The organism is Streptomyces sp. NBC_01476 (genome assembly GCF_036227265.1).
Taxonomy (GTDB): Bacteria; Actinomycetota; Actinomycetes; order Streptomycetales; family Streptomycetaceae; genus Actinacidiphila.
In genome coordinates, this window is record NZ_CP109446.1 from 7,097,081 (window position 1) to 7,108,964 (window position 11,884).

Sequence of the window (11,884 nt, forward strand, 5' to 3'; positions counted from 1 at the left end):
GCACATGCGCATCGCGGTATGCGGAGGCCCCTACGCCAACCCCTACGCCCTCCAGGCATTCGCCGACGACGCCCGCGCCCGCGGCGCCCGCCGGCTGTTCTGCCTCGGCGACCTCGGCGGCTTCGGCGCAGACATCAACGCCCTGTGGCCCATCCTGACCGCGAACGGCGTCGAATGCGTCGCGGGCAACTACGACGTGGCCATCGCCCGTGGCGACACCGACTGCGGGTGCGGCTACCGCGACCCGGCCGACAACGAGTACGCCCAGATCATCTACGACCACACCCTGGCCGCCGCCAACCGCGACTTCGCCGCCTGGATGGGCGAACTGCCCACCCAGCGCCGCGAGACCATCGCGGGCTGCGACGTGCACATGGTGCACGGCTCACCCCTGGCCCTCAACGACTTCTGGTGGGCATCCCTGCCCGAGGAAGAGCACCGCCTGCGCGCCGAAGCCTCCGGCGCCGACGTCGTACTGTGCACCCACAGCGGACTGCCCTGGCAGCGCCGCACCGGCCGAACCCTCACCGTCAACGTCGGTGTCCTCGGCAAGCCCGCCAACGACGGCCGCCGCGAGGTCTGGTACGCGCTCCTCGACCTGGTCGACGGCCGGGCGAGCGCCGAACTCATCCCGCTGGCCTACGACTGGCGGGCCCAAGCCGCCTCGATGCGCGCCGCCGGACTGCCCGAGATCTTCGCCGAGACCATCGAGACCGGCTGGTGGACCACCTGCCTGGAGATCCTGCCGCCCCGCGAGCGCGCCCGGGGCCGCTACCACCTCTACCGCTCCACCCTCCCCACGGCCTTCACGCCCGCCGGCGACGGCTGGGGACCCGCCCCGGCCGGGACCCTGGCAGGGGAACGGCCGGTCGTGCCCCTGTTCGGCACGCCCTACTTCCCGTCCCGACTGTGGCTCTACACCAACTTCCACTGCAATCTGGCCTGCGACTACTGCGCCGTCGCCTCCTCGCCCAGGGCCGCCGCGCGCACCCTGCCCGCTGCCACCCTGCGCGCTCTGGTCGACGAGGCGGTGGACGCCGGTTTCACCGAGCTGTACGTCACCGGCGGTGAACCCTTCCTCCACCCGGACATCATCGACCTGCTCGACCACGCCGTCGCCCGCCTGCCCACCGTCGTCATGACCAACGCCATGCTGCTGCGCGGTCACCGAGCCGACGGCCTCGCCGGACTGGCGGGGCGCGAACTCACCGTCCAGACGTCCCTGGACGGCGCCACCGCCGCCACCCATGACCTGCACCGGGGCCCCGGCTCCTGGCAGCGCACCCTGGACGGCATCCGCCACCTGACCGACCTCGGCCTGCCACCACGCGTCGCCCTCACCGAAACCCCCGAGAACACCGCCGAGATCCCCGCCGTCGCCCGCCTCCTGACCGGACTCGGGCTGCCCGCCGGCCACTTCGCCGTACGCCCCCTGCTGCGCCGCGGCTTCTCCCGCACCGGCGTCGACATCGGCGCCGACTCCAGCATCCCCGAACTGACGGTCACCGCCGACGGCCTGCACTGGCACCCCGCCGGCGCCGACAAGGCCACCAGCCCCGACCTCCACCTCGCCCCCGCCGCGACCTCCTTGGAGGCCGGAAAGGAACTGATCACCGAACGGTTCTTCACCGCCCGCCTCACCGACGGCAGCCTGCCCCGCCCCGTCCACTGCGCCATCTGACCACCGTCACCCCGGAGTTCCGGATGCCACCGCACGTCGCGGATCCGCGCCGGCATCACCTGGCGGCGTGAACGCGGTGTACTCGCCGGGGAGCCGATGGCCGGTTCCCGGGTGCCGGGCGCTTCGACGGCGGTCAGGGCCGGACGAGGACCTTGAGGCTCTTGCGGTCGGCCATCTGCTGGTAGCCGGCGGGGACGCCGGGGAGGTCTGTGCTGACGTCGAAGACCTTCCCGGGCTGGATCCTTCCGTCGAGGATGTCGGGCATGAGTTCGCTGATGTAGGCGCGGGTGGGGGCGGCTCCGCCGGCGAGGCGGATGTTGCCCACGAACAGACTGCCCATGCCGATCGGGGCCTCCTCGTACTGCGGGACACCGACCCGGCTGATGGTGCCGCCCCGGCGTACGGCGCCGATGGCCTGGTCGTAGGCGGCGCGGCTGCCGACAGCCTCCACCACGACATGCGTCCCCTGTCCGCCGGTGAGCCGGCGCAGCAGTTCGACGCCTTCCTGGCCGCGCTCGGAGATCACGTCGGTGGCGCCGAATTCGCGGCCGAGGTCGGTACGTGCCTTGTGCCGGCCCATAAGGACGATCCGGTCCGCGCCGAGCCGCTTGGCGGACAGCACCGCCAGCAGGCCGACCGCCCCGTCCCCGACGACCGTGACGCTGGAGCCGGCGGTGACGCCACCGGCCACCGCGGCGTGGTAGCCGGTGCCGAACACGTCGGAGAGCGTGAGCAGGGACGGCATCAGCGCCGAATCGGCCGCGACGGGCAGCTTCACCAGCGTGCCGTCGGCGAGGGGCACCCGGACCGCCTCGGCCTGGCCGCCCTCGAAAGGACCGTAGCCCCACATGCCACCGCGGACACAGGAGGTGTGGAGCCCCTCCCGGCAGAAGGTGCACGTGCCGTCGCTGATGCACCACGGGGCGACGACCAGGTCACCCTTCTTCACCGTGGTGACCTCGGAGCCGGTGTCCTCCACGATGCCGATGAACTCGTGCCCCATCCGGGCCGGGCCGTCGTCCGCGGACCTGGTGCCGTAGGGCCACAGGTCGCTGCCGCAGATGCAGGAGGCCGTGATCCGGACCAGGGCGTCGGTGGGCTCCGCCAGGACGGAATCGGGGACGTCCTCGACCCGCACGTCGCCGGCGCCGTACAGCAGGGTTGCACGCATGATGGGTTGCTCCTTGGAAGGGCGATTCCGGGTGGATCGGTACCCGGGGTCCGCGGCCCGGTCCGCTGCACGGGCCGCGATCCATACAAGAACCCTTCTCACCGGCGTGACAGGTCCGGCTTATAGGGGGGAGAAACACAACCTCTCTTCGCCGGGACGGCCCGCGTACCGTGGTGGGCGTGACCAGCAACCCTCAGAACAGCCCCGCCGACCGGTCCGGGAATCGTGCCGATGTCCGTGACTTCCTGGTCAGCCGCCGTGCCCGTATCACCCCGGAACAGGCTGGGCTGCCGGTGTCCGGCGTGCGACGCGTCCCCGGTCTGCGACGTGAGGAGGTCGCCGTCCTCGCGGGGGTCAGCACCGAGTGGTACGTGCGTCTGGAGAAGGGCCACATCACCGGGGTGTCCGAGGATGTCCTCGAAGCCGTCGCCCGGACACTGCAACTCGACGACGAGGAGCGGATCTACCTGTTCGACCTGGCCCGCGCGTCCCGGCCCGCCGACCGCACCCGCGCCGAGGAGCCGACGCCGCAACTGCCGCCGAACATCCAGTGGATGCTGGAGAGCATGACGCTGTCCGCCGCGATGGTGGCCAACAAGCGCCACGACATTCTGGCGGTCAACCCGCTGGGACGGGCCCTGCACGCACCGGTCTTCGAGAGCAGCACCACCCGTGAGCGGGGGCACGCGAATCTGGCGCGGTACCACTTCCTCGACCCCGGAGCGCGGGACTTCTACGGTGACTGGAACGTCACCGCGGACGTCCTGGTGGCGTTGTTGCGCGCCGAAGCCGGCCGCAACCCGCACGAGAGGGCGATGCAGGATCTTGTCGGTGAACTGACCACCCTCAGCCCCGAGTTCCGTACCCGATGGGCCACGTACAACATCCTCATCCACAAACGCGGCGAGAAGATCTTCCGGCACCCCGACGTCGGCCGGCTCTGCCTGGCTTACCACGCGATGGAGCTGTCCGTCTCCGTCCAGACGGTGGTGCACGTCTGCGTGTGCACCGCCGCGCCCGGCTCCGCCGAGGAACAGAAATTCAAGCTCCTCGCCAGCTGGGCCGCCCCGGCGCCGCACCAGACCAAGGACCCCGGCTCCCTCCGCTCCTAGCTGGCAGTTTCCGGTCCTACGCGCCGACGAAAGGGCAGCCATGGGCGACAGTGCCCCGAGCTGCCGGTTCGACCGGCGCGAGGTTGAGCACCACGTCGACCGGCCGGCTCACCGCCGCGACGGCATCGGCGGTCGTGTGGTCGATGACCTCGTCCGCACCCGCGGCCGTGACGCGCCGGCCGCCGCGCGGACCGGCCGTGGCGATCACGAAGGCGCCGGCCTGCTTGGCCGGCTGCACGGCGCAGCCGCCGCCCGCGCCGCCCGCGCCGTTGATCAGCACGCGCTGGCCCACGGTCGGCTCGGCGTGCTCGAACAGTGCCTGCCACGCGGTCAGGCCCACCAGTCTGGCATTTCACCGACAGCAGCCACTTCATCGGCGCTTTCAAGAAGCAACACCGGGCGACACCAGCGCCATTCGCACGCCGCCCGACGTGACGGCCCGGCGTTCCCACCGCGACCGGTCTACCGCAGGTGGGGCAGGTAGGTGCCCGGAGTCTGGCCGGTGACCCGGCGGAACGCGGCGATGAACGCGCTGGGTTTGCGGTAGCCGACCGCTCGGGCGGTGGCGTTGACCGATACGCCGCCGGCCAGCATCGGGATGGCGGCGCGGATACGGACGTGGGCGCGCCAGGTGGCGAAGTTGAGCCCGGTCTCGGCGCGGAACAGCCGAGACAGGGTGCGCACACCGGCATGGACGTGATCGGCCCAGGCCGCGAGATCGCGCTGGTCGTCCGGGTGGGCGATGAGCTGTTCTGCGATCGCGCGGGCTCGGGAGTCGGCGGGCATCGCGACGTGGATGTGGTGCGCGGGCAGCGGGGTGAGCAACTCGAACATGAGCGCTTCGGCGGCCGGACGGCTGTGGTCGTCGGGAGCGATGCGATGCAAGTGGGTGATGATCTCGCCCAGCAGTGACCCGACGGTGAAGCAGGTGGGCCCGGTCCAGGTGATGGGGCAGCGGTCGGCGGCGAAGGTGATGGTCAGCATTTCGCCCGCGTGCAGCACGGCGCCGGCGTGCTCGATGCCGCCGGGCACCCAGAGCCCGTAGCCGGGCGGGATCAGCCAGTCACGACGGGCGACGGTACCCATCAGCGTCGCGGTCGAACTCCACGTGAGCATCGGTTCGGGGTGCGCGTGCAGATGCAGCAGTTCGTGGTCCTGGGCGGTGTCGCGGTCAATGCACAGGATGGGCGAGGCGGCCGGGCCCGCCGTCGCCGAAGTCGCTTCCACGCGTGCCGAGTCCGTGCTGTCCGCTGTCCGGGACTGCTCCGGCGAATCGCTCGCGGTCCACCCCGCCAGGTTGGCCGGTTTGGGGTATCGATTGGCCTCTGCGTGCACAGCAGCCAGCCTAACTTGGGCATCACCGAGTTGAGGAGTGGGTGGCTGATGCACGACGTGATGAGCCAGGCCGAGGGCCTGGTGAAGCGGTACGGACCGGCAGAAGCGGTGGCCGGGCACGATGTGGTGTGCGCGGCGAGGACGGTGCGGGCATGACCGTCTCCACCGAGCCGTTCTCGCCCGCCCTGCGCCGATCGGTGGGGGTGGTGATGATCGGCGCGTCTCTGTCGTTTCTGGACTCGACCATCGTCAACGTGGCCCTGCACACCCTCTCGGTCGACCTGCACGCCGGACTGGACGCGGTGCAGTGGGTGGTGACCGCCTACCTCCTCGCGCTCGCGGCGGTCATCCCCGTGACCGGCTGGGCGGCCCGCCGGTTCGGCGCCGCCCGGCTGTATGTCGCCGCGCTGGTGCTGTTCACCGTCGGGTCGGTGCTGTGCGCGTGCTCGCAGAGCGTGGGGATGCTGATCGCCTCCCGGGCGCTGCAAGGCGTCGGCGGCGGGGCGATCATGCCGGTCGGCACGATGATCTGGACCGCGCAGTCCACCAAGGCGCAGATGGGGCGGGTGATGAGCCTGATCGCGGTGCCGATCGTGCTCGCCCCGACGCTCGGACCCGCCATCGGCGGTCTGCTCATCCAAGGCATCGACTGGCGGGTAGTCTTCTGGCTCAATGTCCCGTTCGGCGTCGCCGGTGTCGTGCTCGCTCTGCGGCTCCTGCCCCTTCCGAAGGGAGGCGATGCGGGACGGCTGGACGTGGCCGGCCTGATCCTGGCCTCCGCCGGGATCGTGGGCATCACGTACGGCCTGGCGGAGCTCAGCGCCGCTGCTGGGCTGGACACGGCTGCCGCCGTCGCCCTCCCGGTCGGACTGGCCGCCCTGGTCGGCTTCGTCGTCCACGCCCTGCGGGCGAAGCGGCCGCTGCTCGACCTCAGGCTGTACGCCGGCCGGACGTTCACCGCCGCGTCGGTCGCCACGTTCGCTCTCGGCGCCGCGAATTTCGGCGGGATGATCCTCATGCCGCTGTACTTCCAGACCGTCCGCGGCGAGGACGTGATCCTCGCCGGGCTGCTGCTCGCACCGACCGGGCTCGGCGCACTGCTCGCGGCGCCGTTCACCGACCGCTACGGCGCCGGGATCACCGCCTTCACGGGCGCCGCCGTCCTGGCGGTCTCGACCGTCCCCTTCGTGTTCCTGACCGCCACCACTCCCTATACCGTGCTGTGCGTCGTCATGGTCATCCGGGGCGTCGGGTTCGGGCTGTCGATCATCCCGGTGATGACCGCCGCGTACCGTGCCCTGCCGCCGGACAAGATCCCCGACGCCACCCCGCAACTCAACGTCCTCCAACGCGTTGGCGGCGCGATCGGCGCCGCCGTGCTGACCGTCATCCTCGACGACCAGCTCCGCCACCACCCCACGCCCGCCGGGCAGGCGGGCGGATTCGGGACCACGTTCCTGTGGGTGCTCGCGATCACGATCGCCGCCACCGTCCCCGTACCTCCGCCGGTGGATGGGTGGCCGAGGAAGTGAACCGACCGCGGGGCAAGGACACACTCGCGTCAGTTGTTTACGCTGAACCACCCCGGCCGCACCTCGTCCAAAAGCGGGTGAAGGGACCGCACTGCGGACCGCAGGTCCTGATCCGTGACGTCAAGGGGCTCCGGCAGGCTCAGCCCGTACCGGCGCAGGCGCCAGAGGTCGAAAACTTCGCTCTCGTCGGCTGCGAAGTCCACATCGACCTCAGTGCCGTCGTCGCTCACGAAGCGGCACCCTGCCCCATGAACCGTGCAGGTGTAGGGGCCGATGTGACCACTCCGGCTGATCCGGCGCGAACGGACCAGGCCGAGGACATCTGCCAGTCGCTCCAGCGAGGGGATCGCCGCCCGCACGGCCTCGTCAATCGCGTTCAGAGCGTGGACGTAAGCGAGCACGAGGTCTCGTGCAGCCCCAACTCGTCCCACAACGGCGATTGTTCCACGGGGCCGCTTGGGTGGTTGGGCTATGCGCCGTATCCGCCGTCGATCCTCAGTACCGCGCCGGTGACGTAGGAGGCCTGCGGACTGGCGAGGAAGGCGACGCCTGCGGCGATCTCCTCCGGCCTGCCGTACCGCCCCATCGCCGTTGTCGGAAGGAACGCGGGTGCGGCCGGGCCGTCGGCGGGGTTCATCTCGGTGTCGACGAATCCGGACTGGATGATGTTGACCGTGATGCCCCGGTGGGCCAGATCGCGGGCCGCGCCCCGGCTGTAGCCCTCAAGGGCCGACTTGGCGCCGGCGTAGTCGGTCATCCCGGGGAAGCCCACCCGGGTTCCCACGCCCGAACTGATACTGATGATTCGCCCGCCATCGGGCAGCAGCGGGAACGCCGCCCGGATCGCCGCCACCACGCTGGTGTAGTTGATGGCGAGCTGGCGGTCGAAGGCGGACTCGTCGGCGAGCGGGCTGTCGATCGGGCCGGCGACGGTGACGCCCGCGTTGTTGACCAGGATGTCCAGCTTTCCCAGCTGCTGGACCACGCGGTGGATCAGGCCGGCTGCCTGTGCCGCGTCCGACTGGTCTGCCTGGAAGGCCGCCGCGCGCACGCCCTTTGCCTCCAGGGCGGCGACCACGGCCTTGGCCTGATCGGCCGAGGACGAGTAGCTGATCGCGACGTCGGCTCCTTCGTCAGCCAGCGCCAGCGCCGACGCTGCTCCGATCCCACGCGACCCCCCGGTCACGATCGCCACCTTGTTGTCGAGCTTTCCCATGTGCTTTCCACTTCTCTGGGTGCAACGTGCCACGGAGTTCTTGACCGCGCGGTCCACCATAGGGATGGTGGACCGCGCGGTCAAGAATCCGTATTCTGTCGGCATGGCACGTCCGCGATCGTTCGACGAGAAGCAGGTGCTGAACGCCGTCCGGGATCAGTTCTGGGACGCCGGTTACGCCGCGACCTCGCTGGAAGACCTGATGAGGGTCACCGGGCTGGGCAAAGGCAGCCTGTACGCGGCGTTCGGCGACAAACGTCAGCTTTTCCTCCGGGCGCTGCACAGCTACACCGACGACAGCCATGGCTATCTCCGGGAAGCCCTGGCCGAGGCCCCGCGGGCCCTGGACGCACTGCGCATGCTCCTTGAGGCACCGATCGACGACGCGACCGGCGCCGGCGCGCGGCGTGGCTGCCTGATGGCCAACAGCACCTGCGAACTCGGCAACGCCGATCCGGAAGTCCTCGCGCACGCGCACCGCACCTACGAGACGTCCACCGCGCTGATCGGCGACTGCGTCGCCCGCGCCCAACGTGAGGGCGACCTGCCGGCCGGAACGGATCCGATCGCACTGGCGCGGGCCCTCCTGGCCGCGCAACAAGGGCTCGTGTTCATGAGCCGGACCGGGTTGGACGCGGCCACACTCACCGCGACTGCACGATCACTCGCGGCTCAACTCCTTCCGGACCACACAGGCGACTGAACCGCCAGGCGCGAACGGACCGTTTTCATTGGGCCCTCTGCGCACTTGAGCCCTTTCCAACCTTGGGCCCGGGGTGGACCAGGCTGTACGGAGCGTTGGTGATCCGGATGCTGGGATTGGCTACGGAGGGTGCGGGACTGCCGACCGCCTGGGCCGCGGCGGAGATCCACCTCGCGGCCGGCGGGAACCACCGCCTCGTCCTGAACGCTGGGAAGGCCGGTGACGCCCGGCCTTCCCAGCGGTGACGGCCCGCCTGCGTGTTCACTCCCGGGACGGCTACGTACCCGGCCCGGTGTGGTCCTGGCCCGACGAGGCGTACGAACAGAGCAACACCGTCGGACGCCGTATCAAAAAGCTGGAGAAGTGGCGCGGCATCGCCACCCGCTACGACAGGACCGCGACCGTCCACCTCGCCGGACTCCACTTCGCGGGCATCTTCGTCCGGTCCGCCCGATGATCCGAGCGGAACACCCTAGACCGTGACCGGTGACGGGACATCCGTGTTGTCCTCCTCACGCAGTCCGAACCGGTCGCACATCTGCTGGTGGCCGGCGGGCCTGAAGCGATCACACTGCGCGCCGTCGCCCGTGACGTAGGCATCGCCACCACGTCGATCCACAGCCACTTCGCGGACCGCGACGAGATCCTCGACGCCCTCGCCGACCGGGCCTTCACCGAGATGGCGGACAGCACCAACCAGGCCATGGCCAAGGAGCCGGACCCGGTCGAAGCGCTCATCGCGGGCTGCCGCGCCTACCTCGCCTACGCGACCGAATCACCGCAGCTGTACACGCTCTCTTGTTCACCACTGCCCTCGGACCCAACCCCGAGCCAGGGCTGCGCACGCCGAAACCCTTTGAGCAGGGGATTCACAATCTGGTCGACGGCATCAAGGCGTGCGTCGAAGCCGGCCTGTCCGACAGCACCGATCCGTTCGCCGACGCTCTCGTGGTCTGGTCGGCCCTGCACGGATACGCCGGCCTGCGAGCCAACCTGCTCTCGGTTCCCTGGCTGGACGATGAGCGCACCTTGTCCCACCTCGTGGCTGACCTGGCGCACCTGCTCCGCACACCGCCGGGGGGCGAGTTGTGAGCCGGTGACCGGCGGAGGGAGACTGCGCGTTGGGGCGTGTCCCGGCCTGGGCGTGGGCCGCCTTGAGGAGGGGACGGAACGGCCGGACGAGTTCGAGCTGATGAAGCGGGGGCCTGCCTCGGCGCCAGGCGCGGACGCGGCTGACGCAGGGCAGGGCTCCCCGTCGACTCTGCGGATCGGCCTACGGACGCCGCCGCAATCGCTTAGCAGACCACTTCCCTTGCTCAGAGCGCTGACGACGTTCCTGTCATAACGGCGCCGAGAGCACCGCCTGGACCCTGACGGCCTCGGGCGTCGGGGTGTGCTACGCCAATCCGGGCACGTCGAGAGTGCATTTCGTCAGCGCACTGGACCAGGCATCCGGCATCCGGCCGGTGCTGGGTTCGTCCGAGGGGGTGGCCACCGGCGCCGCGGACGGCTACGCACGGATGACGGGCAGGCCCGCGTCCACCCGCCTGCAAGCGGTCGGCCGACCGGGCGCGGTTGCACGAAAAGCTACGTACTTGTGGCCGCCGCGGTCTCAGCCGGGTTGCACACGTCGCACGTGACCCGACGGGCTTTGGGCGCACTTGCCGATGCTCCGGCGACGGCGTCCGGGGTGATGTGAGCGTGGTGTCCGCAAACGCCGGCGCCGCAGTGCGCGCATGCCGCAACGGCGTCCGGAGGAACAAGAGTGGTCGTCCCGATGGGATTCGCGAGGGTACAGTCCAGGCACTTCATGGTGGTCCACCAATCCGCTGCGTCGAGGCGTCCTCGCTTCAGATTATGGGCGGCCCTGCGAGTGCGCCAGTCGACACGGTGGTGCGGCCCGCCTGCGCAATCGACCAGCGAGGTCAGTGCCCCGATGGAGGGAAGCTCTGGGGTTTCTCGGCTCCGAAAGCAGTCGGTGGCCGCCGGCCACACGGTCGCGTTCGGCTCACGCACTGCGGCAATGTGGCATCGACCGTCGAGTCATCCGATTCATGAACCTGGAACTATTGGCAAAGGGCGCGTTCTCTTGATTGATCTTGAAATTATCCCCGGTGAGCGGGTGGGGCCGTTTGTGCTAGGGATCGCAGAACCAGATCTGGAGCAAGTGTTTAGATCCATTGATGGACTAAGGGAGCCGGCGGCCTACCAGAGTCGCCCTCGTGGAACCGCACACTACTCCTTTCGCATGAGCGTTAAGGTTCGGTTTGATCGCGATTCGATTGTGCAGGCAGTTCAAGTGTCAGGATCCGGTACGCCGGATGGCTTCGTCCTTCGCCTTCAAGAGGTTGACCTTCTTGGGACTCCAGCTGAGGAGGTAATTCGATTCCTTTCCGGGCTCGACGTTCTTCGTATGGACGAATTTTGTTTTAGGGTGGTAGCTCCGCGGCTTGGAATTGTGCTTTCGCGATCGGTTGTTCCCGAAAATGAGGACGACGAAGACGGGCGCTATTTCACTGCCGTTCTGGCGGCCAAGCAAGGGGCTATTGACCTGGAACCATGAATGCCCGGTCCATCCCTTCGGCGTGAACAAGCGTGGAGGCGGGGCACGTACTGTGGTGAACGTTTGCGTCGTCCTGGTCCGTCTCGGAGACTTGCTCAAGGAGCGGCCCTACCACCAGAGTTCGTTCGACACCCTGGCCGGTACGGTGGTGATTTGACAGCGTGCTGTGAAACAGCTTGTGTCCGAGGGCGATCCCGCCTGAGCTTGCAACAGATTGGCGACGATCGGCCGGCGCTCAATGGCATTCGCGGCGAGACCTCAGCTCGGCGTTTGGCGTCGGGGGTTGCCCGACCTGCTGATCTGCGGTTCTTCAGGGTACAGCTGACACGGCGGTTCTCCGCGCTTCGAGATGTCGAGTAACGAAGCACGAGAGAACGGCCGCGAGCTGTCGCTGGTCGTCGAGCACCGGCGCGGGCACGGTGCCTTGTGTGCCGCGCTGGACCGGGGCTGGTTGGAGCCGGTCAGGCTGCGCCGCACGCCGGCCTGTCTGCCGCTGCCGAAGGCCGCCGACGGCGGGGTCGTGCCGGCCGTGGACGAACTGGATGCGGCTCACTTCTACGGTTCGGCGGTC

At 69.4% G+C, this 11,884-nt stretch carries 12 protein-coding genes and 3 pseudogenes; 10 read left to right on the forward strand and 5 right to left on the reverse strand.

The annotated features are described in order from the left end of the window. The first annotated feature begins 4 nt into the window (after positions 1-4). The gene (locus tag OG552_RS30755; protein WP_329138457.1) at positions 5-1,681 is read left to right on the forward strand and encodes a radical SAM protein; all 1,677 of its coding nucleotides are present in this window, start codon (positions 5-7) and stop codon (positions 1,679-1,681) included. A 133-nt stretch (positions 1,682-1,814) separates the two neighbouring features. Here the strand turns inward: OG552_RS30755 and OG552_RS30760 are convergent, their stop codons facing one another. Next, a complete protein-coding gene (locus OG552_RS30760) occupies positions 1,815-2,852 on the reverse strand; it encodes a zinc-binding dehydrogenase (RefSeq protein WP_329138459.1) in 1,038 nt (345 codons plus the stop codon). 179 nt (positions 2,853-3,031) lie between these two features. Here OG552_RS30760 and OG552_RS30765 point away from each other — a divergent pair, with 179 nt between their 5' ends. After that, entirely contained in the window at positions 3,032-3,964 is a 933-nt protein-coding gene (locus OG552_RS30765; RefSeq protein ID WP_329138461.1) for a helix-turn-helix domain-containing protein, read from the forward strand. Between the two features lie 16 nt (positions 3,965-3,980). Here the strand turns inward: OG552_RS30765 and OG552_RS30770 are convergent, their stop codons facing one another. Then, positions 3,981-4,304, reverse strand: coding sequence for a hypothetical protein (locus tag OG552_RS30770; protein WP_329138463.1), 324 nt, complete (start codon positions 4,302-4,304; stop codon positions 3,981-3,983). A 122-nt stretch (positions 4,305-4,426) separates the two neighbouring features. Beyond that, positions 4,427-5,191 (reverse strand): helix-turn-helix transcriptional regulator, encoded by a 765-nt coding sequence (locus OG552_RS30775; protein ID WP_329138464.1) that lies wholly within the window; start codon positions 5,189-5,191, stop codon positions 4,427-4,429. 260 nt (positions 5,192-5,451) lie between these two features. Between OG552_RS30775 and OG552_RS30780 the strand changes: the two genes are divergently transcribed. Continuing rightward, positions 5,452-6,831: an MDR family MFS transporter gene (locus tag OG552_RS30780; protein ID WP_329138466.1), complete on the forward strand. Its 1,380-nt coding sequence runs from the start codon at positions 5,452-5,454 to the stop codon at positions 6,829-6,831. A gap of 29 nt (positions 6,832-6,860) precedes the next feature. Here the strand turns inward: OG552_RS30780 and OG552_RS30785 are convergent, their stop codons facing one another. Both OG552_RS30785 and OG552_RS30790 read right to left on the reverse strand, forming a co-directional pair. Beyond that, positions 6,861-7,232, reverse strand: a complete 372-nt coding sequence (locus tag OG552_RS30785) for a DUF6896 domain-containing protein (protein ID WP_329138468.1) — start codon at positions 7,230-7,232, stop codon at positions 6,861-6,863. A gap of 68 nt (positions 7,233-7,300) precedes the next feature. Continuing rightward, positions 7,301-8,047: an SDR family NAD(P)-dependent oxidoreductase gene (locus OG552_RS30790; protein ID WP_329138470.1), complete on the reverse strand. Its 747-nt coding sequence runs from the start codon at positions 8,045-8,047 to the stop codon at positions 7,301-7,303. Between the two features lie 103 nt (positions 8,048-8,150). Here OG552_RS30790 and OG552_RS30795 point away from each other — a divergent pair, with 103 nt between their 5' ends. The 7 genes and pseudogenes from OG552_RS30795 to OG552_RS30820 all read left to right on the forward strand — a co-directional run. After that, the gene (locus OG552_RS30795; RefSeq protein ID WP_329138472.1) at positions 8,151-8,750 is read left to right on the forward strand and encodes a TetR/AcrR family transcriptional regulator; all 600 of its coding nucleotides are present in this window, start codon (positions 8,151-8,153) and stop codon (positions 8,748-8,750) included. Between the two features lie 241 nt (positions 8,751-8,991). Next, positions 8,992-9,207: a hypothetical protein gene (locus OG552_RS30800; protein ID WP_443071080.1), complete on the forward strand. Its 216-nt coding sequence runs from the start codon at positions 8,992-8,994 to the stop codon at positions 9,205-9,207. 87 nt (positions 9,208-9,294) lie between these two features. Next, positions 9,295-9,396 (forward strand): annotated as a pseudogene (locus OG552_RS36540) (TetR family transcriptional regulator); the annotation flags it as partial. Positions 9,397-9,548: 152 nt separating this feature from the next. Beyond that, entirely contained in the window at positions 9,549-9,842 is a 294-nt protein-coding gene (locus tag OG552_RS30805) for a TetR-like C-terminal domain-containing protein (RefSeq protein ID WP_329138474.1), read from the forward strand. Positions 9,843-10,105: 263 nt separating this feature from the next. Then, positions 10,106-10,390: pseudogene (locus OG552_RS30810) on the forward strand (thiamine pyrophosphate-binding protein); the annotation flags it as partial. A gap of 608 nt (positions 10,391-10,998) precedes the next feature. Continuing rightward, positions 10,999-11,313 (forward strand): hypothetical protein, encoded by a 315-nt coding sequence (locus OG552_RS30815; RefSeq protein WP_329138475.1) that lies wholly within the window; start codon positions 10,999-11,001, stop codon positions 11,311-11,313. A 382-nt stretch (positions 11,314-11,695) separates the two neighbouring features. Beyond that, positions 11,696-11,848, forward strand: a pseudogene (locus OG552_RS30820) (NF041680 family putative transposase); the annotation flags it as partial. Positions 11,849-11,884: the final 36 nt, after the last annotated feature.

Coding starts and splice junctions, on each gene's coding strand:
- OG552_RS30790 (WP_329138470.1), bottom strand. CDS start 8,047: ATGGGAAAGCTCGACAACAAGGTGGCGATCGTGACCGGGGGGTCGCGT.
- OG552_RS30755 (WP_329138457.1), top strand. CDS start 5: ATGCGCATCGCGGTATGCGGAGGCCCCTACGCCAACCCCTACGCCCTC.
- OG552_RS30815 (WP_329138475.1), top strand. CDS start 10,999: ATGAGCGTTAAGGTTCGGTTTGATCGCGATTCGATTGTGCAGGCAGTT.
- OG552_RS30760 (WP_329138459.1), bottom strand. CDS start 2,852: ATGCGTGCAACCCTGCTGTACGGCGCCGGCGACGTGCGGGTCGAGGAC.
- OG552_RS30780 (WP_329138466.1), top strand. CDS start 5,452: ATGACCGTCTCCACCGAGCCGTTCTCGCCCGCCCTGCGCCGATCGGTG.
- OG552_RS30795 (WP_329138472.1), top strand. CDS start 8,151: ATGGCACGTCCGCGATCGTTCGACGAGAAGCAGGTGCTGAACGCCGTC.